Genomic DNA, 24,015 nt, shown 5'->3' with positions numbered 1-24,015 from the left:
CCGGGCTCATTCATCCCTTTTCGGGCTGACGAACCAGCGGAAATACGGGTTGCCTCCATCCCCGCGCATCACTTCGCGCACATCCCTGGCCCAGGCATCCCGGTCACCGTCATAAGCGTGCAGGCTCGCCCGATAGAACTGCATCAAGCGTTGCCGATGGACCTTCATGCGCTCGACAAATGCCGCATCGGCATTCACCAGCACGGGCGGTTGATGCAAGTCGAGCAGGGCCGGCAGTACACGGCTGATTTCCTTGGCGCGCACCCACGGGGCGTATTCGATCCGCGGCTGGTCGTCGGTCACGGGCAGGGCATCGGCGGCAAAACGTTCCAGCCCGGCGCGATCGGTCACCCAGGTCGCCAGCAGGGCGGGCGCTGAGCCGATGCCCACATCCTGCAACGTGCTGCGCACGGTGTCCTGCTGGAAGCGCTGGCTGATTTTCGCGGCATCCAGCTCGATGGGGGCAAGCGATCCCACCAGCAGCATTTCGTGGAACTCGCTGGTCCACAGGGTGGCGTAGGGGAACACATCGAGGAAGCTGCGCACCAGCGAGCGCGAATCGTCGATGTTCTGGGTCGGCAACGGCAGCCACTGAGCGACCAGCCCCTGTTTCTCCAGGCGACTGGCGGCCAATTGGTAGAAGTCCCGGGAGTACAGGTTCACCACCCCGGCAGCGGAGGGCGGTGGCGGTTCGAGGGTGATCAGGTCGTAGTCTTGCGGGCTGCGCAGCAATTCCTGGCGGCCGTCCCGCAGGCGGATATCCACCGTCGAATCGGCGGCGTTGAAGTTGCCTTTGAACAGGGGCGCCGCCTTGACCACTGCAGGCAGCAATTCGGCGACGACGCGATGTTCCAGCCCCGGATAGCGGGTCAGGGCGCCGGCGGTAATGCCCGTGCCGAAACCGATGACCAGCGCCGAACGCGGCTCGCCGTTATGGATCAGTAGCGGCAGCAAGGCCTGCAGGCGCATGTAGCGCAGCGATGGCATGGCGTCGCCGGTGTTGGAAACGCCCTGAATGTACAAGCGCTGGAAGCTGTTCTGCCCCTTGCCCTGGGTGACGACCGCGACGGTGCCGCCGCGTCCTTCTTCGTAGAACGCCAATGTCCCTTTACGAGCGCCGGGGAGCAGGCCGGCGAGTTTGTCGATCGGAGTCAAGACGGCCACGGCCACCGAGAGCAGGCCGATGGCGACCACCGCCTGGCGCCGGCCTTTCTTCACGCCATGACCTTTGCGAACCGCGAACCAGCCAATGGCGGCGGCGACCATCGCCAGCAGTCCCAGCGTCCGGACCAGCCCCAGTAACGGCACCAGCACAAAGCCGCAGAGCATCACGCCGATAATGCCGCCCAGGGTATTGAACGCCACCACGGCGCCGACATCCCGACCGACCCGCTCGCGGCCGACGCTCAAGCGCAGCGCCAGGGGAAACGCTGCGCCCAGCAACAAGGTCGGCACGAATACGATGCTCAACGCCGCCACTGCAAACCGAGCGCTGATGCCCAGCAGATTGCTGCCGCCCATCGCCAGCACGGCCATTTCGGCCTGCGATTGCAAGAGCACCAGCCAGCGTCCGAGCAAAGCGATTTCCAGCAAGGCGATCAACCCGGCCCCGGCGATCAACACGCCGAATGCGCCCCAGGGATCGCGCAGTCGATCCACCCGCCGGGCCAGTAACGCGCTGCCGATGAACAGCCCGGTGAGGTACGTGGCCAGCACCACGGCAAAAGCGTAGGTACGGGTACTCATGAACTGCACGATGGACTGCGACCAGACCACTTCGTATCCCAAGGCCACGCCGCCGGCGATCGAATACAGCCACAAGGCGAGCCGATCCGGCGCTTTGTCCGCGGGGTGCCGGGCCGGGGCCTCTAGCGCTAGCGAGCGATGCCGCTGGAACCACAAGGCTCCCGCAGCGGCCAGCAGGTTAAAGATCGCTGCGACCAACGCGCTGCCGCGCACACCGAAGGTGGCAATCAGCACGAACGCGGCGAGCAGGGTGCCGGCAATGGCGCCGGCGGTGTTCGCGGCGTAGAGCTGGCCGCCGGCCTTGCCCAGTTGCTGCGGGTCGGTGGCCAGCGAGCGCACCAGCACCGGCAGCGTGCCGCCCATCAACAACGCAGGGAGGCCCACCAGGGCAAACGGCAGCACCCAGGCCAACAGCCCGACATGCTGTTCCAGCCAGGCGAAAGGACCCGCCGCCAGGCTCATCGCAAAGGTCGTACCGACACCCAGCACCGCGACCAGCACTTCGAGCCCCGCATAGAGCAGCACCGGTTGCCGCGAGCGATCCGCCCAGCGGCCGAAGACCAGGCCGCCCAACGCCAGGCCCGCAAAAAACGCACTGATCCCGGTGGTAATGGCGTACACCTCGACGCCCACCACCAGCGACAGCTGTTTGATCCACAGCACCTGATACACCAGCGCCGCAGCGCCGGAAACGAACAGCAGCAGGGCAGGGACCCGCAAGGCCAGGGAGGCGGCGGAGCGGGGGGCGGGTACGACCGATGACTTGCTGGCGTCACGTGAGGACATTGCGGATTGCCTTATGCATGTTCTAGCGAAATAAGCCGCTCGCCGGTGAAGGCGAACGACGCTCGGGCAGGGCCTGATTGGCAGCCAGTGCAGCTTTGATTTTTTCAGCATTTTTTGCATCTACCGCCGCGCGGGTCCGATCGATGCGCGCACGGATATTCGACGAAGGCGTCACCGCGGTCACCCCGCAGGCTGGCTAGCCCGTTGCGCAGGCGAGTCATCTGACCGCTCCTTTTATCCGGCGTCAGGCCATGGTAGTCCAGGAACGATATCGGGTCGCTCATGGGCGTTGCTTCTCGGGAACGGGGTTAAGGGGGCGCAACGCGTGAGCTGCCGGGCCCTTGCTGCGTCCGGCCAGGTTACGCAGCGCAGCCAAGCACTGCTTGAGTTGGCGCAGCGCCTGGTCCTCGCTCGGTTCACGGCCGTAACAGGCGCGAAGCACATCTGTCAGACGGGGGTCGAGGGGATTCAGTTCCAGGCCCATGCGCCGGCGTCTGGCCCAGAGGTACAAGGCACTCAATTGCGCGGGCCTGGCAGCGATTTGTGCCGGAATCTGCCGCCAGGCGTAGTCGGCGGACTGCAGCCAGGCGGCCTGCCTTGCGCGGCGCCGAGACTGCCAGGCAACGTAGGCCCGGTGTCCGAACGGGCGGGCGAAGTAGCCCAGTGCGCTTAGCGCAAACAGTAACGCTGCCAGCCCCAACCAACGCCCAGACAGATGCCGGCGGCTTTGCTGGCCGAGCTCTTTCAAGTCTTCGGCGATAGAAAAAAACGGGCGATACGTGTTGTTGGCCACAGCGTCGATGACCACGGCCGGGACTTGCGCGGTGCGGGTCTGCTGGCTGCTTGAATCCCACCATTTCAACTCGATGGGCGGCAAGCGGTGGCGGCCTTCGGTGTCGATCCGATAGGTCGCGGCGTCGATCCTCTGGCCACCGTTGAAATTGCCGCGACCGTCGTCGAGGGTGATGACCTGCGCCGCTTTCGGATAGCGGCTGAGGCCTTCGACATTGGCCAGCGCAGGCGCCGGCAGCGACATGGCCAGGGCGCCGTCGGCCTGCAAGGTCAGTTGCCGGGTGAGGCTGTCGCCCACCTTCAGCGGCGTGGCCGAAGGGATGACTTGCTGAGTCAGGCGCAGCCCTTGTGCCACCAGCACTGGTTCGCCGGGTTTGAACCCCGGTGGTTGCACGGCTCCGAAATGCAGGGGTTGGCTGCGCGCGCTTAATTCGGCGCTGGCCTGTGCCGGTCTGGCGCGCACGGTCAGTGCCGGGATGTCGAAGCCTTGAGCGAGATTTGGGCTGATTCTGTAGCGGTAGCGCATGCCGTTGAAAGCGGCGCCGTCCAACGTCTGGTTAATGTGCTGGGCGCGGCTGTCTGGCGGTGAAACCAGCGCACCGGGCAGCTTCAGGTCGGGCAGCACAGGGGCATCGGTAAACCAGCTGTCGGTGAGGACATCGAGTTGCAGCTCGAGAATGCCGCCGACCATGACCGGGTCGGCAGGTTGCAGTCTGGCCTGGATCCGCAGTTGGGGCTCGGCGGCCAGCGCGGTGGTGGCGAGCAGGCAGAGGCATAGGGCGCCGATTCTATTAGTGATGGCAGCGCCGCCATTGTGGGCTCGCTCTAGCAGGCCGTTCATGGCTGGCTCCCTGCCTGATCCTGCAAGCTGAACTTCTGCTTCAGGAATTTCGCCGGCGATGTGCTCAGGTTCTGTAACCACTGCTCATCCGAAGCCGCTTGCGCGGTTTCCAGAGGTTTGCTCTGCCCCTTGCCCGGCGCCTTGTCCATTTTGACTTCGTCGGGTTTGACCTGGGGCGCGTTCTGTTCGGCGCTTTCGGTGTCTTTCTGCAACGCAATCGCCAACGCCAGATTGGCGGTCGCTTCCGGGAACTGCGGTTGTAGCTTCAGTGCCTGGGTATAGGCGGCAATCGCTTCATCGAACTTGAAGCGGCGCACCTGAATATTGCCCAGGTAGAAATACGCCTGGGGTGTTTGCAGTCGCGCAAAACTGGCCAGCGCTACGTCGAAATCGGCGGCGTGGTAGGCGGCAATGCCTTTCCAGTACGGATCGACAAAACGGGTGGCGGCCTGGGGGAAACGCTCATGCTCGAATGCCCAACGGCCTTGCTGGTCCGGGGTGAAGAAAGCATCGATCAGGGCGTTGGCTTCAGCCGGTGCCGGTTGCAGTCCGATGCCCAGGGCCAGCACCCAACCCGCTGCCCAGTTCAGGCTCCAGCCCTTGCGCACCCCGAAGAAAGCGATCAGCAGCAGCGGCCAGCACAGCCAGTATCCGGCGTCTTTCCAGTGCAGTTCCTGTTCCGCGCCGGCACGCTGGAAATGCCGTTGGGCGTGCAATTCGATCCAGTCCAGATCGTCGGCGTTGAGGGTCAGGCTGCCCAATGGCGCATCCACGGCCGAGGCCAGTTGCTTGAGCGCGGCCTGGTCGAAACTGCCGAGCGCGGGGCGACCGTTGCTGTCGGTGCGCGGCTGGCCGCTGGCGTCATGAATGATGCCGCCGTCCTCACTGCCCACCGCCAGAATCAGCACTTGCAGCGCGCTGTCGTCCAGTTGCTTGTCCAGGGCGTCGAGTTGGGACGTGTCGGCGCCGTCAGTGATCAGCAAGAGCGTGCCCGGACTTTTCTCGGCGGCCAGCAGGCGTTTGGCTTGCTCGATGACGGCGCCCACGTTTTTTCCCCGGCTGGCGATCAGGTCGGTGCTCAGCGCCTGAATAAAGGTGTCGAGCAGAGCCGGGTCGTCGGTCGGCGGCAACACCAGGTGGGCGCTGCCGGCGTAAGCGATCAAGCCGCTATGGGCGCCGGGCCGGCGTTGGATCAGCTCATGCAGCTTGTGTTTGGCGGCCTCCAGCCGGCTGGGCGCTACGTCGTTGGCGTCCATGGATGGCGACAGGTCGATGGCGATGATCAACGGTGCCCGGTTTTCCAGAAAGTCCGGGCGGTCCTGTTCCCAGGTCGGGCCGGCAGCGGCAATGGCGCCCAGGACCCACAACGCGCAGATCAGGTGCACGGGCCGAAAGCGCTGGCGGTCCTGTGGCGTAATCAGCAAATAGGGCAATAAATGCCCGGCGATGAGGCTGCGTAAACGCCGTTGCACATCCCGATGGCGGTGCCAGAGCCACGGCAGCAGCGCGCCGAAAGGCACCAGCAACAGCCATAGCGGACGCAGGAAATGGAAGTCGCCGAAGTTGATCTCCATCTCAGGCCTCCGGTTGACGCGCGAGCGTCAGGCGCGAACGGAGCAGGGCGCACACATGGAAGAGCGCAAGCAAACCGATCGCCGCGCCCAGCGGCCACCAGAACAAATCTTTCTTGGGCCGGTGGCTGAGCGTTTTCACTTGATGCGGGGTGAGCTGGTCGAGGGCGCTGTAAACCTGATCCAGTGCGCTGCGGTCTTCGGCGCGGAAGAACTGGCCGCCGGTGGCCTGGGCGATTTGCTGCAAACCTTGCAGGTTGACTTTGGCTTCGCCTTCGGCGCCAGGGTCGCCGATGCCGATGGTATGGATCACCACGCCTCTGGCGGCGGCCATCGACGCGGCGTGATCCGGCGTGATCGCGCTGCTGGTGTCGTTGCCGTCAGTCAGCAGGATCAGCACTTTTTCCTGTTCGCGGGCCTGCTCGAACAGCTTCAGGCTCAGGCCGATGGCGTCGCCAATCGCCGTGTTGGGGCCGGCCATGCCGATGCCGGTCTCGTCCAGCAACAACGACAGGCTGGCGTGATCCAGCGTCAGCGGTGCCTGCGGATAGGCGCCGCTGCCGAAGACGATCAGGCCCAGGCGATCGTCTTTGCGTTTGTCGATGAAACCCTGCACCACCTCCTTGACCGCCGCCAGACGATTGATTTTCTGGCCGTTGGCATCCGTGAAGTCGCTGGTTTCCATTGACTGGGAAATGTCGAGGGCCAGCATCAGGTCGCGCACCGGCTTCTGCCGCTCGATGGGGTTCTCCAGCCACACTGGGCGGGCGGCGGCGAGCAGCAACAGCACCCAGATCGACAGGTTCAATAACAGCTGCCAGCGATTGCTGCGCGTACCGGCCTGGCTCGGCGCCTGGCCCACCGCACGGCTCATGGCGTCGAAAAACGGCACGCGTAAGGCGCTGCGGGCTTCGCGATAATCGGGCAGGAAGCGGTAGCCGAGCCAGGGCAGCGGTAACAGGAGCAACAGCCACGGGTAATCAAACTGCCACATGGTGCCGCTCCACCCAGCGTTTGCAGGTGTCGAACAACTGCTGGCACTGTTCGTCGGGCAATGCCCGTAGCGTCGCGTCCGGCGCATAAGCCAGTTGCGCCAGTTGCCGGCTGAAGTCGGCAGGCAACGGCTGCGGGCTGTGGCGTACCAGAAAGGCCTGCCAATCCTTGTTCCCAAGCGCGCCGATGTGACCTTGCGGGAGCGAGGAGCAGGGCATCGACAGGGCTACACGTTTGAGCAGTTCCGGAAGTTCACGCAAAGCGCTGACCCGGTCGTCGGCGCTTTGCAGTTCGGCAAGGCGCGCCAATGCCTCCCGCCGATAGCGATCGCGTCGCCACTGCCAATACCGTCGTGCGCTGGCCAGCAACGCAGTCACGACCAGCATCCCGAGCAACACCGCCCAACCCCACGTCTGCGGCGCATAACCGACCGGGGCGGGCAGGCCTATCTCCTGGAGTTGTTCAATGCCCGGGACATTCGGGTTCATCGCCGGGCCCCGCCGAGCTTGCCCAGTTCGGCGCGCAATTGTTCGTGCGCCTCGGTAGCGGTGTTGAACATCATCAGCGGCACCTGGCTGCTGCGCAGCAGCGTCGCGACATCCTTGAGCCGACCGCTGAGAAAATCCCCCAGCGGCTGATGGACGCTGCGGTGCTCGACGGCCAGTTCCACCTGCAATTGGCCTTGAGTCACCAGCACCCGCCCATTCTGCGGCAGGTTCAGCGCCAAGGGGTCGTACACCTGCATCGCAATCACATCATTGTGGGCCGCCAACTGGCGCATCAGTTGCAAGGTGCGTTCGCCCGCGCCGGCAAAGTCGCTGACGATGCAAATCAGATGATCGTGCCCGGCCACCGCCAGGCAATGCTGCAAGACCTTGTCGAGCTGGTCTTCACCTTCGGCGTCCGGATTGGCCGCGTGCAGTGCCCGATTCTGCTCGGTGATGCGACTGCACAGGGCCTCGATCCGTTTACGGCTGCGCAACGGGGCGATGCTGTCGATGCGCTGGTCGTTGAACACCAGGCCGCCGACCCGGTCGCCCGCGTGGAACACCATCCACGCCGCCAATGCGCCCAGTTCGGCGGCGATGGCGGATTTGAAGCTGCGCTGCGAACCAAAGAACATCGACATCCGCTGGTCGACCAGTATCAACGCTGGACGGTCGCGCTCCTCGGTAAAGGTTCGCACCACCGGTTTGCCGGTACGCAGCGACGCGCGCCAGTCCAGATGGCGCAGATCGTCCCCCGGCTGATAGCGGCGCAGCTCATCGAAGTTCAATCCGCGGCCGCGCAGGCGCGAAGCGTGGTTGCCGGCCAGGATGCTGCCGTGCGGCTGACGAGCGAGAAAGCTCAGGCCACGCGCCTTGAACTCCAGCGCCATCAATTGCGCCAGACAGACATGGACCCGGCCATCCGCGTTCATGCCGGAATCGCGACTCTATCGAGCAGTCGGTCCAGCACCTGGTCGGCGGTGACCCCGTCAGCCACTGCGTCATAACTCAGTTGCAGACGATGGCGCAGCACCGGATGCACCACGGCGCGAACATTGTCCGGGGAGACAAAGTCCTGCCCCAGCAGCCAGGCGTCGGCCCGGGCGCAACGGTCCAGGCCGATACCCCCACGCGGGCTGGCGCCGATGGCGATCCAGCGCCCGAGATCGGCGTCGTAGTCCGCCGGGTGGCGCGTGGCGTTGATCAAGTCGATGAGGTAGCGGTCGATGGCGGGGGATACGTGCACCGTCCTGACTTCCTGGCGCGCGGCGAAAATCACCTCCTGCGACAGCGCTGGACCCTGCATCGGGACCGTCTTGGCGCCCAAGGCAAATTCTTCTTCACGCAACAACTGCAGCACCCGGCTCTCGTTTTCCACGCTCGGATAATCGAGCAGGACTTTCATCAGAAAACGATCCATCTGCGCTTCCGGCAGCGGGTAAGTGCCTTCCTGTTCTATCGGGTTCTGTGTCGCCACCACGATAAACAATTCCGGCAACGCATGGCTGTTGCCGGCCACGGTGATCTGCCGTTCTTCCATGGCTTCGAGCAATGCCGCTTGCACTTTGGCCGGCGCCCGGTTGATTTCGTCCGCCAGAATCAGGTTGCCGAACAGGGGGCCGGGCTGGAACCGGATCTCGTTCTTGCCATCGATCTGATGCAGCACCTCGGCGCCAGTGATGTCCGATGGCAGCAGATCGGGAGTGAACTGGATACGGCTCATCTTCGCATCCAGGCGCTTTGCCAACGCCTTGACCGTGCGGGTCTTGGCCAGGCCGGGCAGGCTTTCCAAGAGTAAGTGGCCGTTGGCCAGGAGGCCGAGCAGAATCTGCCGGATCACCTGATCCTGGCCGAGAACCGCTTCGGCGACGTTAGCTTGCAGGACATTGAAGTTGTTGAGTTCAGTCACTGGGAGCATCCGTTTTCAAAAAGCTGACTCAATACATGAACAGACAGTAGTCGATGAAACGAAGGATACATTACCGTCGCACTGGCAATATTTCGCATTTATTTCACCGCCCAAAAAATATTTCATCACTGATATATGGGGGCGCAAATTCATCAGCGCGATGCCCAATAGCCTCTTGGAATAGCGCAGCGGCTTCGGGCACGATTGGGGCGACCCTGTTCGTCGCCGGCGGCGCCTGTCTGAATTAGCTCCTACTTCGTACAAGATAGCAATAAAGTGATCAGCGATATCAATACTAGCGGATCAGTTTCACCCGCAGCGGAGTGCCACCAGATTCAGCGAGTACAGGTTGTACTCGCCCTCAGTAGTCGCTGAATTGCCTCGTGTTGCATTGGTCGAGCTCTGGTTTGAGTCCGACCATATAATGAGGGCCTTCCACAGGTTCGATGGCGGAACTCAGCCAGGTACTGCAAATACCGCCTCGATTTCGATATTGACCTCTGGCGAGAACAAACCGGCCACCCTCACCAGCGAGCTGGCCGGGTAGGCACCGTCATAGTTTTTCGACAGGACTTCACGCAATGCGCCGACTTCGTCCATCGAGGTCACGAAGATGGTCACCTTGATGAGGTCGCGCATGCCGATCCCCTCGGCCTGGGTGACGCGCTTGACCTGTTCGAATATGGCTTCGGCCTGCCTGGCGATGTCCTTGCCCTGGGCCGGCGTACCGAAGGCTGTCATGCCGGACAGGTACAGGGTGCCGTTGTGACGAACCGAAACGGAGTAGGGGCCGGCCGGTTCGGGCAGGGAGGGATAGTTTTTTCGGGTGACCACTGAGGTTTCTCCATTAGCGGAAATGGGGCTATCTGCCGCTGATGCGGGCAGAGCATTGACCAAGCCTGCCAACACACAGGCAACTGCAAGAGCTTTCATAACGCGACTTCTCCTTCCACAAAAAAATGCTGCTTCAACTGGGCTGTCAGCCTCCGCCAAGAGCCGATAGCAGGCGACTCATGCCTTGTCCTCCCAAAACACCTTCTTCATGGTCGCGCGCCGTTGGGCGCGTCTTTCCACCAGGCGACGCAGCCATACATAGAAGACCGGCGTCAGGAGCAGGCCGAAGAAGGTGACACCGACCATCCCCGAGAACACCGCGACTCCCATGGCCCGGCGCATCTCGGCGCCGGCACCGGAGGACAACACCAAAGGCACCACGCCCATGATGAAGGCGATGGATGTCATCAGAATCGGGCGTAACCGCAGATGGCAGGCCTTTAGCACTGCGCTGACGCAATCCAGGCCCTGCTGCTGTTTCTCCCGGGCAAACTCCACCAGCAGGATGGCGTTCTTGCACGCGAGCCCCGCCAATACGATCAGGCTGATCTGGGTGAAGATGTTGTTGTCCCCGCCGCTGAGCAGCACCCCGGCGATGGCTGACAGCAGGGTCATCGGAACGATCAGCACCACCGCCAGCGGCAGGCTCCAGCTCTCGTACTGCGCGGCCAGCACCAGGAAGGCCAGTAGCACACACAAGGGGAAAACCAGCAGGGCGGTATTGCCGGCGAGAATCTGCTGGTAGGTCAGTTCGGTCCACTCATAGGCCATGCCGTTGGGCAGTTCCTGCTGCAACAGCCGCTCCATGGCTGCCTGGGCCTGGCCGGAGCTGTACCCCGGAGCCGGACTGCCGTTGATCTCGGCGGACAGGAAGCCGTTGTAATGCATCACTCGGTCGGGACCGGCCGACTCCCGTATCCGGACGAAGGATGACAACGAAATGAGGTCGCCCTGCCGGTTGCGTACTTTCAGCCTGCCGATCTGCTCCGGCGCCACGCGGTATGCCTGCTCGGCCTGGACATTGACGTGGTAGGTCCGCCCGAAGCGGTTGAAGTCGTTGGCGTACATCGAGCCCAGGTAGACCTGCAGGGTGTCGAAGATTTCGTCGATCGCCACCCCATGGACCTTTGCCTTGTCCCGATCGATATCCGCGTCGATCTGCGGGACGTTCACCTGGTAGCTGGAGAAGACGCCGGCCAGTTCGGGTAGCGCCCTGGCTTTGTCCACCAGCGACTGAATCTGCTGGTAGAGCGCTTCATGCCCCAGGCTGCCGCGGTCCTCGATCTGCACCCGGAAGCCCCCGATGGAGCCCAGGCTTTCCACTGGCGGTGGGGGAACCACCATCACGAAGGCCTCCTGGATCCGGCCATATTCAGCGGCCAAGGCCTGGGCGATGGCGGTGTCGGACATCGAGGCGTCCTTGCGTTCATCGAAGGATTTGAGCGGGATGAACATGAGCCCCGCGCTCACGCTATTGACGAAGCCGTTGATGGACAGGCCGCTGAAACTCACGGTATTGGCCACCCCCGGATGCTTCAGGGCAAGCTCGGACATCTTCAGGATGACGGCCTCGGTACGGTCCAGGCTGGCGCCTTCGGGCAACTGGGCAAAGGCGACCAGGTACTGTTTGTCCTGCTGAGGGATGAAGCCTGTGGGGGTTTTCTCCAGCCCCAGATAGGCCAGTCCCACCAGGCCGACATACAACATCAGGACGATGGCGCCCGCTCGCAGCAGTCGCGTGGCGAGGCTGACATAGCCCGCACTTGCCCGTTGGAACAGTCGGTTGAACGGAGCGAACAGCCAGCCCCCGAACAGTCGGTCGATCAGCTTCGACAGACGATCCTTGGGTGCGTCCTTGCCTTTGAGCAGTATCGCGGCCAGGGCGGGCGACAAGGTCAACGAGTTGAACGCCGAGATCACCGTCGATATCGCGATGGTGAGCGCGAATTGCCGGTAGAACTGCCCGGTGAGGCCGGAGATGAAAGCGCTCGGAATGAACACCGCGCATAGAACCAGGGCGGTGGCGATGACTGGGCCGGTCACTTCCTTCATCGCCTGGCGGGTCGCTTCTACCGGCGACTTGCCCATGTCGATGTTGCGTTCGACGTTCTCCACCACGACGATGGCGTCGTCGACCACGATACCGATAGCCAGCACCAGGCCGAACAGCGATAGCGCGTTGATGGAAAAGCCCAGCAGTTGCATGACCGCGAGCGTGCCGATCAGGGACACTGGCACTGCGGCTAGCGGAATGATCGACGCGCGCCATGTCTGCAGAAAGAGGATGACCACCAGCACGACGAGCGCGACGGCCTCCAGCAGCGTATACACCACCGCGGTGATGGAGCTGCGCACGAAGATGGTGGGGTCGTAGCCGATCGAGTGTTCGACGCCTGGTGGGAAGTCTTGAGCGAGCTCGCTCATCCGCTTGCGAATCCGGTCGGACAACTCGATGGCGTTAGCATCCGCGTCCTGGAAAATCTGCAAGGCGGTGGAGGGGCGACCGTCGAGGTGCGCGCGCAGGGCGTACTGGCTCGAGCCCAGTTCGATGCGCGCGACGTCGCGCAGGCGGACGATTTCGCCGCGCTCGCCGACATGCACGATGATGCGCTCGAACTCGTCCTCGTCGACCAGCCGGCCTCGGGCGTTAATGAGCAACTGGAAGGCGTTGTCGCTGGCGTTTGGCGGTGCGCCGAGCGAGCCGACGGCGACCTCCCGGTTCTGCTCGCGGATGGCGCGTATCACATCCGTCGCGGCCAGATTGTAGGAAGCCACCTTGTCCGGATCCAGCCAGACCCGCAGGGCATAATCGCCCATCCCCAGCAGGCGGATGTCGCTGACACCCTCGATCTTGTACAGCTCGTCGATGACGTGAATGGTCAGGTAGTTGGCAAGATAGGTCGGGTCGTACTGGCCGCTCGGCGAATACAGGTGAACGACCTGGGCCAGTGCCGGCGACGTCTTGTCGACTGTCACGCCCAGCCGCTGGACATCGGGAGGCAGCTGGGTGGTCGCGCGGGTGACCCGGCTCTGCACCTGGACCAGCGCGGCATTGAGGTCCGTGCCCAGCGCGAAGGTCAGGGTCAGGGTCATCGAGCCGTCCGAGGTCGACTGGGAGGACATGTAGAGCATGTTCTCCACGCCGGTGATTGCCTGTTCCAGCGGTGAGGCTACGGTCTTGCCGAGCACGTCGGGGTTCGCGCCCGGAAATTGTGCCCGCACCACAATAGTGGGCGGCACGACTTCCGGATACTCACTGACCGGCAACTGGAACAGAGAGACGATTCCGCCGATCAGAATGAGCAGCGACAGGACGATGGCGAAGATCGGGCGTCGCACAAAGAACTGCGAGATGTTCATGGCGATGTCCTCCGCTCCGGGCCTTGTTGTGCGACAGGCGTCGGTTCGGTAGAGGCATTCAGCCGCGTCAAACGGGCCAGCACCTCAGCGGTCGCCATGGCCACCGGTTCCGGTGCAACCCTGGCACCGGGACGGGCATGCTGCAGGCCATTGACCACGATGCGGTCTCCTGCCTTCAGGCCCTCGCGGATCACGCGCAGGCCTTCGACCTTGGGGCCAAGCTGGACGGCGCGATAGCTCACCACCGCATCTTTGCCCAGCACCAGTACGAAGCGATTGCCCAGGTCGGTGCCAATCGCTTCGTCTCGGACCAGGGTGGCGGGGTAGCGGTCGCTGGCGGGTAATTGCAGGCGAACGTAGAGCCCGGGGGGCAGCTCGTTTTCGCCGTTGTCGATGACAGCACGTGCCTGCAGGGTACCGGTACGTGGATTGACTTGGTTGTCGAGGAAGTCCAGGCGACCTTCATACGCGGGTCGTTCGTCGGTACTCAGTGCCAAATGCACCGGCACACGGGAAGGGGAGAAGGCCTTTTCGCTTCGTATGCGGCGAATCTGCTTCAGGTAGGTGGCTTCGTCGATATCGAAGTACGCATAGAGCTCCTTCGTGCCCACCAGCGTGGTGAGCAGTGTGGCCCCCTCATTGACCAGGTTCCCGGCGGTCACCTGCGCGCGGCCGATGCGGCCGTCGATGGGCGCCGTGATGCGAGTGAAGCTCAGATTCAGGCGCGCGGCGTCGAGTTGGGCGCGGATCGCCGCAACGGCGGAACTGGCTTCGTGGTACGCCGTCTTGCGTGCGTCAGCCAGCTCGGCGGAAATCGCCTGGTTGGCCCTCAGCTTCTCGCCGCGCTGGGCTTCACTGGCGGCGCGGGTCTGTTTGGCGCGGGCCTGCTGAAGTTGTGCGTCGAGGCGATTGACCTCCGCCTGCAAGGGCCTGGGGTCGATCTGGAACAACAGCTCGCCTTTCTTGACGAGCGAGCCGTCTCGAAACAGCACTCGGTCGATATGCCCGGAGACCCGTGGCCGTAGATCGACTGACTCCGGGGCTTGAAGCCTGCCCGAGAATTCGTCCCAATCGGCGAGGGACTGGACGACGACCTCCGCGACGCTGACGACGGGGAGGGGTTGTTCCGTACTCGCTCCCTGGTTGGGCTGGCCGCAAGCGCTCAGCGTGCTGACGGCGACCAGCGCCAAGGCGTGCTTGAGGCTGTTGGAACTGGAGGTGCGCATGATTGACTCCCAAAGATGGTTCACCTGGCCTTGACGGCGGCGTCAGAGCGACTGGGCCCAAGCGCCTGGTTGCTTTGCCAGCCAGCTGTCATGCAGCCATTTCTCGGTCTGGCGCTTGCCGGGGAAGGTGATCCAGACGATGTCGCGTTCGAACACCATGGGCTTCCCGTCGCTGCCGACGATGATCCAGAACCAGCGACCGTCGGCCAGATTGCGTGCCTTCACTTTCATGCCGCTCAAGGTCACGACCTCTTCGTGGCCGTCGCGCGTAACCTTCAACGGTTCATCGTGGGGTTCGATCCAGCTGATCCTCATACGCTCGATCAGGTCGGGGGCATGCTGCTCGAGAAACAGCCTGGCAATTTCCTCGGAGCGTTCGCGCGACGGCAGTGGCTTGCCGACCAGGTCCAGCGACATATTGGCGAAGCCCTTGAGCACGCCGGTGTCCGAAACCACGGTGCTGAAGTGTTCGCCATCCAGTCCTGAGTTGCGGCCATCGCTGCGCACGTAGCGGGTGAGTAGCGCTTGCTCGCCGTCGACAGTCACCTGGCGACGAGCGGACTCCTGGTAGATGGAAGGCACTGCGATCGGGCGGGTGGCGGGCTGGTTCATGGCAGGTTTCTCCTTGGGCGAATCGGTGTTGGCGGTGGCAGTGATCGCTACCAGAGCCATGGCGAGGGCAATGCTTGCGGTGCGAACCGGCGAGTTCATGGAAGGCTCCTTTCGAGTGGTTGACTGCCAGGCGTGGCAGGGGCTGCGGGCTGTACAGCTGGCCATGATTGGGGCTCGCCTTGAACGAAGAGCAGTGCCACCAGGCCTATCAGAACCAGCGTCATGTGCACCGATTGAATGGCGCCCTGCTTCAGCCAGTAGCCGAACCACAGGCCTCCGCAGATGAAGCCGAACCACAGCAACAGGAAGCAGGTCAGGGCGACGACGGCGCGGTTGCGGGCGACGTCCAGCGCGGTACGACTGCCCAGGCGCCAAGCCTTGGCGTAGGCGAATGCCGCATACCAGAGCAGCATCGAAACGACGATCTGGATGCCTGCCACCGCGTACAGCGCTGTTTCGGCCCAGTGCGCTGGCCAGGCGCGCCAGCGTAGGGCCGCGCCCAGCAGTTCCTCTTCTTCCAGCAACGCCATGGAAAGCGTGTTGCCGATATGGAAGCGGTTGGTTTCCGGGTCGGTGAGGTTGTTGAGTACGGCGATGCTCAACCAGAGGGCAAGGCTGGCCACCACCGCCAGGCGGCTGAAGGAGAACGGGTGAAACGACATCATGGTTCTCCTCGATGCAGGGACGCGTCGGGGTAGAGGATGGGCCAGTCACGTTGCTCCGCATGCCTGACCAGGGCCGGGTCGCCCGCCACTACCGTAGGTTTCCCGACGCTCATCAGGAGGGGGAGGTCCGTCAGGTGATCGCCGTACCCATAGCAGTCGGCTGGATCGACGCTGAGCGTATCCATCAGGCGCAAGGCAGCTTGCTGTTTGCCCAGGCCAATGGTTTGCGGCGGGATGAGCTGGCCCGTAAAGCGCCCATCGCGCGTTTCCAGCCGATTTGCCAGGACATGGGGCACACCCAGCTCCGCTGCCAGTGGAGCCAGAAACTCCACGGCCGAACCCGAAACGAAGGCGACGATGTCTCCGTTGCCCTGGTGCTCCTGAAGTGCCCGCAGAACTGGAAGGATGAAGAATTCCGAGCGCGCCCTTTCCTGTACGTACCAGGCCAGGGCCGCCTCGGCCACCAGGTCGGGCTGGTGATCGCGGAAGTCTTCGTAGAACAGCGTGTTGATGGCAGAGCGATCGAAACCTTTCCTGACGTACTCATCGATACGTTTGGCAGCGGCAACTTCCGCCTCACCGCCACGTTCCTCTCCCCATAGCCAGCGAAAGTAGAACGCTCGGAAACTGAACATGCTCTTGAGGTCGATGAGGGTTTCATCGACGTCGAAGAAAGCGATTCTTCGTGCTGTCATTACGATTACTCGAAAGGCGCTTGCACCTGGGTGCAAGCGGGCGATGGGATCAAAGGGTGGGAATCGGCTCGGTCATCAACTGCGCATGCGGGTGCGGGGTCATGCGCAAGCGGCGGCGCAAGGTGTCGACTTGTGAGGACAGGGCGCGCGAGGCGAGCGTGGCCTCGCGCAGACCGAGGCGCTCGGCATCCATGACGCAGAACTTGACATCCACCCCAGTGACGGATTGTTCGCCCTGCCAGACCTCCATCGTCGCCTGCACTTCGACGCGGTCGGGGCGTGGTTGCTTCAGGTCGATCAAGCGATAGCGGATCTGCGCCGGCAGCGGGAAGGCGAAGGCGGTGTAGCGGACATTCATCTCGTTGAGGACGAAGTAGCGTTTATGCGGTTTGTAGTCGTCCAGATGGAAGCGCTCCGTCACCGCCAGGAACATCTGGCGGCACGCTTCGAGCAGCACCATGCCTTGCACATGCTGTCCAGTGAGGTGGTCGAGCATCAGCTCGTTTTCGGCATGGAGCAGGAGGCTGGCGGTATAGAGGCCTTCCTCGTTCCTCTCCGGAACGGAGATCAGCACGTTCTTGCGCTGGCGCTTGTGGGCGAGCTCCTGGCCCGCCAGCTCCGCGCCCGTCCACAGGTCCCAATGATCGAATTCATCGGCATGCCCGCTGGCGATCGCCATGCGATAGGCATGCTGAATTTCCTTGCGGCCAAGCCCCTGCCCGGCAACGACCTTGCAACCTCTCAGCACGGATGGTCCCGGTGTCTTTAGCACCAGCAGCAGCGTGCTGTAGGACATCACGTTTTCATGCCTTGCGAAGTCTTCGAACTGGTTTGCAACTACAACGTAGATACCCATCAATGGATTCCCTTTCTATACCCGGGGCCTTCGGCAGGTCGTTTGGCCGATACCGGATTACTACAAAAACAGACCCGCTTCCCACTGACGTCCTGCGTGGAAACCAGGGCCGCTCGACTAGCGCACACGGGAGCTGTCATCTACCCGTGCAGCGCTGTACAACGCTGCAGCGCCGAGCCCCGCTGCGAGTACCAGAAGAAAAGATTCCACCTGCCAGGCACGACTGATGTTTGCCAGCCACGGTCCAAGGCTCGCCCCGACAAAGAGCACGAAGGTGTAGAAGGACACTGCCAGGCCACGAACATCGGGCGATGCCGCCGCGGCGATTCGAGCGATCAGTCCGGGGACACTGATGGCCACTCCCGCGACATAAACGACACTGGCTACCAGCAGCAGGGGAATGTGTTCTTGACCGGCGCTTGCACAGAGCACCAGTCCAAACGCCGCGACGCCAAGCCCCGTGGTCGCGACCCGCTTGGCTCCCCAGCGACCAATCAATTTGGCAGCGAGCAGTGGCGCGAGAAACGCCGGCAACGCCACGCCACGTGCTTGCATTCTGCTGATGCCCTGGCTTTCGATGAGCTCACCCAGGTGCATATCCAGTCCTATGTAAAAGGCGACGAATGACATCAGCAGCAGGAGTGCGGGCAGATAGACACGGCGCAGGGCCGGGTTACCGAGCAAGGTGAAGATGGGGCGATATCCTTCCCACATCGAGCCCTTCGGACGTACCGCTCGAGCTCCTTCCGGGACTGTGGCCAGGCGCAACGCGGTCGCGGCATAGATCACCACCAGTGGCATGAGGGCGTAACCCAGGCCCCAACGCCCCGCAACGAGACTGCCGTAGATCTGCCCGAGCACACCTGCCGACAGGAACGCCGTACTCATCCAGGCCACCCCCCACACACGTTGCTTGGGGGTACCGCGCTCGGACAAGTAGGCGAGGGCCACGGGCGGGAAGGAGGCGGCGGCGAATCCCTGCAATGCCCGGCCGCAGATGAACAGGGTCGGCGTCTGCGCCCATGCGAGCCCCAGCGTGATGATGGCCAGCAGCACCAGGCCGCCGACCATGACCGTCCTGCGGCCAAGGCGATCGGATAAAGGCCCGAACACCAGAAAACCCGTGGCGTATGCGAACCCGAAGGCGCCCAGTGCGAGGCCAGCCTGTTCCTGCGGCAACTGATAGGCCTGTGCCAAAAGGGGCAGGATAGGCACCGGGATATACAAGAGAGAGACCACGGCGAGCGCGCAGAACACCATCTGCACCAGCAAAGTCGCTGTGGGTTGTTGAGCCATATCCTGTGTAGATGTGTGCATTGCTACATATCTCGATCAATAGAGGCGCCAGGGCATTGAAGTCGCGGCGTTACTGGCCGCGACGCGAGGGAGCCGCCAAAGGTTTAATTTTCTGTAGGTTGCTGTGTAGCGTGCTACATGATTTTTAAAAGACTCGGCCGATCAGCCGAGTTCCGTTTCCAGGCGCATTGTCCGCAGGGCAGGGGCCACCCTCATCATCAGCTTCACCAGAAGCTCGCGCTCATCGTCTTTGAAGTGGCTCATGAACTTGGCGACCCACTCGTAGTGTTTGGGCAGCACCCGGCCAAGGGTGCTGTCGCCCTCCGGGGTCAGCCGGACGATCCAGTAGCGCCCATCGTCCGGGTCCGGATGTTTCGTACAAAGACCGGCAGCTTCCATCTGCTTGATGGCGCGCGTCATCGTCTGCGAAGCCACGGCTACCCCATCAGCCAGCGCGCCGATCGAGAGCCCCCCGGGGTTACGCTTGAGCAGCAGCAGGACGAAGAAGGGTGTTTGGGCAAGATTCTCGTGCGCGAGGTTGGCATTAAACGCCGAGAGCATTTCATCCGTCGCCGACGCCCATACCAGCCAGGTATAGAGCCCTTCGACATCGGGGTTGTCATAGAGCTTGCCGAAGTGCTCGAGGGTTTCGCGCGAAGGCAGGTCTTTCAGTTCGAACATGGTATCTGTGCATGGCTGTGTAGTCGGCTGCATGTTGGTGACCGAGTCGTCGGGATGTCAAGCCAACGCTAATTGGGCTGACCAATTCAGATAAATCATGGAGGGGCAAGAAACAGTCGTACTCATTGTGCGGTATTCGTCTGTCAGCCCCTGCCTTTGATGGTCTAGGATGGGCTATTTGCCGTCGGCAAAGCCGCCAAGACCTAGAGTTGCAATTGAGTTCACGACATTTTCGACCGCGCCGCAGTGACCGCCTGCGAATCGCCATCTGCCGCAAATCCCGCAAGTACCTCAAGGAAGGTTCCCCATGCTACTGAGGTCCCTCGCAGCTATTGGCATTCTATTGCTGGGTTTTCTTTCACCGATATTTCCGGCTCACGCGCAAGACATCGCGTTGTCCGGTCGGATGACCACCAGCAGCCACCCCTGGCTGGACCCCAGGGCGCGGCAGTGGCTGGAAGGGCGGGGGCCGCTCACGGTGGGGGTCGTGCGTCTCGATTATCCGCCCCTGTCAGTGCTCTATGGCGACCGCTACCAGGGCATCACCGCCGACTATCTGGCCCTGATGTTCGAGCGGCCGCCCAAGGTGCGCGCCTACTCGTCGCGGGCATCCGCGCTGGCGGCCTTGCGCAGTGGCGAGATCGACCTGCTGGGCGCGGGCAGCGATGTCGAAGGCCGGGAAAATGGCCTGCTGCTCAGCGAGGCTTACCTGCCCGACCGGCCGGTGCTGGTGACGTCGCAGGCCCAGCCCTTCGATCCCGGCCAGGCCGGTAGCGTTCTGGGAATGACCGTCGGCTATCTTCCGCAACAGGCGGTACAAGAGGTCTATCCCCATAGCAAGGTCGAGCTTTTCGATTCGCCCCAGCGCGCGCTCGAAGCGCTGGTATTGGGGGATGTCGACGCGGTGTTGGGGGATGCGCTGTCCTCGCATTACCTGATTCAAACCCATTATCTGTTGGGCCTGCGCATCGACAACTTCGCTCCTGTCGACAGCCAGGGTTTCCGTTTCCTTCTGCGCCCGGGCGACGAGCCGCTGAAGGGCATCATCGACCGGGCGATCCCCGGGATATCCAGGCGCTATGGGGACGATATCCTGCGCAGTTGGAGCGCCGGCCGCCGCTTGAGCATCGACGAAGCGCGGGTGAAGCTGGCGCCCGCGGAACAGCGCTGGCTGGACAGCCACCCGCAGGTACCCGTGGCCATCAATTACTCGCTTGGGGCGCTGGGCGAGCTGGGACGGGACCGCGACGTGACCGGCATTGGCCGCGACTACCTGGAGTTGATCAGCCAGCGCAGTGGCCTGAAGTTCTCCTACCTGGGTACGCCAAACACCCTTGAAACCAACAAGCTCATCGCCGAGGGGCGCGCGCTGTTGACCCCGGCCATGCCTCAGTCCGAGCTGTTCGAGACGCCACTGGATGTCTTGCCGCCGTACCTGCGCAGCTCCACCGTGCTGATGACCGCGGCCGGTGCTGGCCGCCGCGCCGGCAGGCGTTTCACCGGGCTTGCCGATCTGAATGGGAAGACGCTGGCGACGGGTGAAGGCTACTTTTTCATCGATACCATAAGACGTGACTATCCGGAGATTCAGCTCAAGGTGTACCCCACGTTCCTCGAGGCCATGCGCTCGGTCGATTCGGGGCAGAACGAGGTGTACCTGAGCAGCGACTACACCGGCCGCTATTTGTCGGCCCAGTACTTCGACAATCGCATCCAGGTCACCGGAATCCTGCAAAGCACCTCCACGCCCATCGGCATCGGGGTGGCGAAGAACCAGCCGGAGTTGCGCAGCATCCTGGAGAAGGCGCAGCTGGCAATCGCGCCTGAAGAGGTCGCGGAAATAGTCAAAGCCTGGGCACCGCGTTTCTCCAGGGGCGGGAGCGACTTCTGGCGTGACCATCGCGACAAGATTCTCCAGCTGGGCAGCCTCTTCGCGATCCTGATCGCCATCTCGCTGATCTGGGCCTTCTACCTGCGACGCCAGGTCCGCAGGACCCGGGCGGCCGAGGAACGGGCCGAGGCCGCCAACCAGGCCAAGAGCGTCTTCCTGTCAACGATGAGCCATGAGATACGCACGCCGCTGAACGCGATCATCGGCCTGCAGGAACTCGCCCTGCGCAGAGCGAAACAGGGGGAGGCCGACAGCGTATCCCTGTCCGTGGCCCAGGACGCGGCCCAGGGGCTGCTGTTGCTGCTGGGCAATGTGCTGGATATTTCTCGCATCGAGTCCGGAAAGATCGATTCGTTTCCTGAGCCGGTGCTCATCAAACACCAGATTGAAGGCGTCGTCTCGGTAGTGGCGGGCATGGCGCGACAAAAAGGCCTCACCCTGGACGCCAATGTGGAAGGCGACCTGCAGGCATGGGTGCTGCTGGACCCGCTGCATTTCAAGCAGGTGCTGTTCAACCTGCTCAGCAACGCCATCAAATTCACCGAGCGCGGCGGCGTCACCCTGCAGGCCCGCACCCGCCGTGAGGGGGACAGCTTGTGCCTGGACCTCGATGTCATCGATACGGGCATCGGCATTTGTACCGAAGACATGGGCAAGCTGTTCAAACCCTTTTCCCAGGTGGGCGTACCAGGTACTGAGCAGATGTCCGGAAGCGGCCTGGGGCTGAACATCAGCCGCCGCCTGGTGCAACTGATGGGGGGCACGCTCAACCCGCGTAGCGAACCTGGCAAAGGGTCGTGCTTCAGCCTCGAATTGAACCTGCCCATCTGCGACCCTCCAGCCGCTGTCGAGGGCGAAGCTGCGCAGCAGGCCCAGCCCGTTTCGGCCCAAGTGCAGCCATTGTCCATCTTGTTGGCCGAAGATAACGCCTTCAATCGCGTCACCCTCAACACCCAGCTTGAGACCCTGGGGCATCGGGTCGTGGTCGCGGAAGACGGGCAGGAAGCCTTCAAGCGCTGGCTGAGCGCGGACTTCGACATCGTGCTCACGGACGGCATGATGCCCAGAATGGACGGCTTCGAACTCGCCAGGCGGATCCGCTGGGAGGAGTCCCACAGCGGCCTGCCACGCTGTCGCATCATTGCCCTGACGGCCAGCATTGAGGCGAGTGCGGTGGAGCGCTGCATGGCCGCCGGGATGGACCAGGTCTTGTTCAAGCCTGCAACCCTTGAAACGCTGCGGCAGGCTATCGCGTCTACCGCGCAGGATCAGAACGGCCCGAGCTTGAGCGGGTACTGAATGACGAGGTACAGCCGGTCGATGTCGTCGCCGGCCTGGGCGGCGTTGGCCCGGTGGCTGACGTGGGACAGTTGCAGCGACAGGTCCTTGGCCGGGCCCGATTGCACGATGTAGTGCAGGTCCAGGTCGCGTTCCCAGTGGCGTCCGCCCCGGCCCTGTTGCGGGCTGTAGGTGCCGCTGGCGGGATCGAAGGGGTTGTAGGCGCCGCCTTGGGGCGCGTGGCCGCCGTCGATGCCGCGACCGCTCACATAGCGGGCCATGAAGCTCAGGCCGGGAATGCCCAGGGCGCCCAGGTCGAGGTCGTAGCGCGCCTGCCAGGAGCGCTCGCCGGGGCCGTTGAAGTCGGCGTACTTGATCGAGTTGGCGAGGTAGATGGAGTCGCCGCCGACAAAGTCGAAGGGCGTGTCGCCGTGGACTTTCTGATAGGCCAGGGTGAACGCCTGGGCGTCGATCCGGTATTTGCCGGAGAGGCTGTAGGCCGTGGTGTCGATGGCGCCGGCCGCGGCCTGGCCCTGGTCGCGGGTGCGGTACAGGTTGCCGTCGAGGAACCACTGGCCAAGGCTGGCATGCAGGTTGGCGTAGTACTGGCGCCAGGTGTCGCTCAGCTCCGAGGCGTAGAGGGCGCCGCCCAGCGCCTGGCCGGTGAACAGGTCGGCGCCGATAAAGTCGATGCTGGCGTGGCGGGTCGTCGCCCCGTAGCCGGAAAAGTCGCCCTTGGCGGTCGAGGCGTCCTGGTTCTTGAAGGCGTTGAAGTGACCGGCCTGCAGGTCGAGCCCTTCGAGTTCCCGGCTGGAGAGCAGCAGGCCACTGGCGTATTCCGGTTGCAGGCGTTTGTCGGCGGTGTCGAACACCGGGGTCGCCACGCTCATTTCACCGAGCGCCAGGGTGGTCCGCGAGGCCTTGAACTTCAGCGCGCCGCCGGCGCTGGAATAGCTGCCTTCGCTGCGCCCGTCATGATCCAGCGGCAACAGGCCCGTCCCGGAATGCCCCTTGCCACCGTCCAGTTTCAAGCCCAGGAAACCGTGGGCATCGACCCCCACGCCGAGGGGGCCGGGGGTGAAGCCGGACGCGAACGAGGCGATGAAGCCCTGGGCCCATTCCTGCTGGTAGCTCTTGCCGGCTGGGGTCGAGGAGCGATAGTGGTTGTTGAGGTAGAAGTTGCGGCTGAGCACTTCAAGGCTCGCCCCCTCGAGGAAACCGGGGGTGTCCTGTGCGCTGCTCTGTGCCGCCAGCGCCGGGGCGCCGCCGCTGAGCAAGGCGAGCAGCCACAGCGGCTTCAGGCGGATGTGCATCGGCCCTGGGGCGGTGAGGTGTTTGGAGGCAAGCAGCATGCTGATTTCCCGCGTCAAGGTGGGTGGCCCAGGACGCGGTTGGTCGCGGTTCCGGCAGCTGCCGGCACACCTTTGACCTGCCCGCGTCCGCTCGGCGTGGCCATCGGATCGAGGCGAAGCATGGTTGCCTATTACAGGGCGCG

Annotated in this window: 18 protein-coding genes; 1 reads left to right on the top strand and 17 read right to left on the bottom strand. The window is 63.3% G+C overall.

The window, feature by feature from the left end; genetic code table 11:
* Positions 1 to 6: 6 nt before the first annotated feature.
* The 16 genes from PMI20_RS21230 to PMI20_RS21155 all read right to left on the bottom strand — a co-directional run bounded on the left by PMI20_RS21230 (position 7) and on the right by PMI20_RS21155 (position 19,351).
* Positions 7 to 2,532 carry a fused MFS/spermidine synthase gene (locus tag PMI20_RS21230; RefSeq protein WP_007924398.1) on the bottom strand — a complete coding sequence of 842 codons (2,526 nt, stop codon included), beginning with the start codon at positions 2,530 to 2,532 and terminating at the stop codon, positions 7 to 9.
* A 280-nt stretch (positions 2,533 to 2,812) separates the two neighbouring features.
* The gene (locus PMI20_RS21225; protein ID WP_007924396.1) at positions 2,813 to 4,165 is read right to left on the bottom strand and encodes a BatD family protein; all 1,353 of its coding nucleotides are present in this window, start codon (positions 4,163 to 4,165) and stop codon (positions 2,813 to 2,815) included.
* Entirely contained in the window at positions 4,162 to 5,739 is a 1,578-nt protein-coding gene (locus PMI20_RS21220; RefSeq protein WP_007924394.1) for a VWA domain-containing protein, read from the bottom strand. The genes PMI20_RS21225 and PMI20_RS21220 overlap by 4 nt, the downstream gene beginning before the upstream one ends.
* A 1-nt stretch (position 5,740) precedes the next feature.
* A complete protein-coding gene (locus tag PMI20_RS21215; protein WP_007924393.1) occupies positions 5,741 to 6,730 on the bottom strand; it encodes a vWA domain-containing protein in 990 nt (329 codons plus the stop codon).
* The gene (locus tag PMI20_RS21210) at positions 6,717 to 7,217 is read right to left on the bottom strand and encodes a DUF4381 domain-containing protein (protein ID WP_007924391.1); all 501 of its coding nucleotides are present in this window, start codon (positions 7,215 to 7,217) and stop codon (positions 6,717 to 6,719) included. Before PMI20_RS21210 ends, PMI20_RS21215 begins: the two co-directional genes overlap by 14 nt.
* Complete coding sequence (locus tag PMI20_RS21205) at positions 7,214 to 8,149, bottom strand: DUF58 domain-containing protein (protein WP_007924389.1); 936 nt, start codon at positions 8,147 to 8,149, stop codon at positions 7,214 to 7,216. Before PMI20_RS21205 ends, PMI20_RS21210 begins: the two co-directional genes overlap by 4 nt.
* Positions 8,146 to 9,135 carry an AAA family ATPase gene (locus tag PMI20_RS21200; protein WP_007924387.1) on the bottom strand — a complete coding sequence of 330 codons (990 nt, stop codon included), beginning with the start codon at positions 9,133 to 9,135 and terminating at the stop codon, positions 8,146 to 8,148. The genes PMI20_RS21205 and PMI20_RS21200 overlap by 4 nt, the downstream gene beginning before the upstream one ends.
* 447 nt (positions 9,136 to 9,582) lie before the next feature.
* On the bottom strand, positions 9,583 to 9,960 hold the full coding sequence (locus PMI20_RS21195; protein ID WP_157173146.1) for a RidA family protein: 378 nt from the start codon (positions 9,958 to 9,960) through the stop codon (positions 9,583 to 9,585).
* Positions 9,961 to 10,137: 177 nt separating this feature from the next.
* On the bottom strand, positions 10,138 to 13,320 hold the full coding sequence (locus tag PMI20_RS21190; protein ID WP_007924383.1) for an efflux RND transporter permease subunit: 3,183 nt from the start codon (positions 13,318 to 13,320) through the stop codon (positions 10,138 to 10,140).
* Entirely contained in the window at positions 13,317 to 14,546 is a 1,230-nt protein-coding gene (locus tag PMI20_RS21185) for an efflux RND transporter periplasmic adaptor subunit (RefSeq protein ID WP_007924382.1), read from the bottom strand. Before PMI20_RS21185 ends, PMI20_RS21190 begins: the two co-directional genes overlap by 4 nt.
* Before the next feature lie 42 nt (positions 14,547 to 14,588).
* On the bottom strand, positions 14,589 to 15,257 hold the full coding sequence (locus tag PMI20_RS21180; RefSeq protein ID WP_007924381.1) for a hypothetical protein: 669 nt from the start codon (positions 15,255 to 15,257) through the stop codon (positions 14,589 to 14,591).
* A complete protein-coding gene (locus tag PMI20_RS21175; protein ID WP_007924380.1) occupies positions 15,254 to 15,820 on the bottom strand; it encodes a DUF2165 family protein in 567 nt (188 codons plus the stop codon). Before PMI20_RS21175 ends, PMI20_RS21180 begins: the two co-directional genes overlap by 4 nt.
* Positions 15,820 to 16,518, bottom strand: coding sequence for an HAD family hydrolase (locus PMI20_RS21170; RefSeq protein ID WP_007924379.1), 699 nt, complete (start codon positions 16,516 to 16,518; stop codon positions 15,820 to 15,822). Before PMI20_RS21170 ends, PMI20_RS21175 begins: the two co-directional genes overlap by 1 nt.
* A 49-nt stretch (positions 16,519 to 16,567) precedes the next feature.
* Entirely contained in the window at positions 16,568 to 17,374 is an 807-nt protein-coding gene (locus PMI20_RS21165; protein WP_007924378.1) for an AfsA-related hotdog domain-containing protein, read from the bottom strand.
* A gap of 117 nt (positions 17,375 to 17,491) precedes the next feature.
* The gene (locus PMI20_RS21160) at positions 17,492 to 18,670 is read right to left on the bottom strand and encodes an MFS transporter (protein ID WP_238543415.1); all 1,179 of its coding nucleotides are present in this window, start codon (positions 18,668 to 18,670) and stop codon (positions 17,492 to 17,494) included.
* Positions 18,671 to 18,832: 162 nt separating this feature from the next.
* Positions 18,833 to 19,351, bottom strand: a complete 519-nt coding sequence (locus PMI20_RS21155; protein ID WP_007924376.1) for a MarR family winged helix-turn-helix transcriptional regulator — start codon at positions 19,349 to 19,351, stop codon at positions 18,833 to 18,835.
* A 307-nt stretch (positions 19,352 to 19,658) separates the two neighbouring features.
* Here PMI20_RS21155 and PMI20_RS21150 point away from each other — a divergent pair, with 307 nt between their 5' ends.
* Positions 19,659 to 22,541, top strand: a complete 2,883-nt coding sequence (locus PMI20_RS21150; RefSeq protein ID WP_007924375.1) for an ATP-binding protein — start codon at positions 19,659 to 19,661, stop codon at positions 22,539 to 22,541.
* On the opposite strand, the gene PMI20_RS21145 is transcribed toward PMI20_RS21150, so the two are convergent.
* The gene (locus tag PMI20_RS21145) at positions 22,511 to 23,872 is read right to left on the bottom strand and encodes an OprD family porin (RefSeq protein WP_007924373.1); all 1,362 of its coding nucleotides are present in this window, start codon (positions 23,870 to 23,872) and stop codon (positions 22,511 to 22,513) included. The two genes, PMI20_RS21150 and PMI20_RS21145, sit on opposite strands and share 31 nt — an antisense overlap.
* Between the last annotated feature and the right edge of the window lie 143 nt (positions 23,873 to 24,015).

The organism is Pseudomonas sp. GM17 (assembly GCF_000282175.2).
In the GTDB taxonomy this organism is placed as follows: domain Bacteria; phylum Pseudomonadota; class Gammaproteobacteria; order Pseudomonadales; family Pseudomonadaceae; genus Aquipseudomonas; species Aquipseudomonas chlororaphis.
Note: the sequence above shows the minus strand (reverse complement) of the source record. Positions and strands in the feature narration are given on the sequence as shown.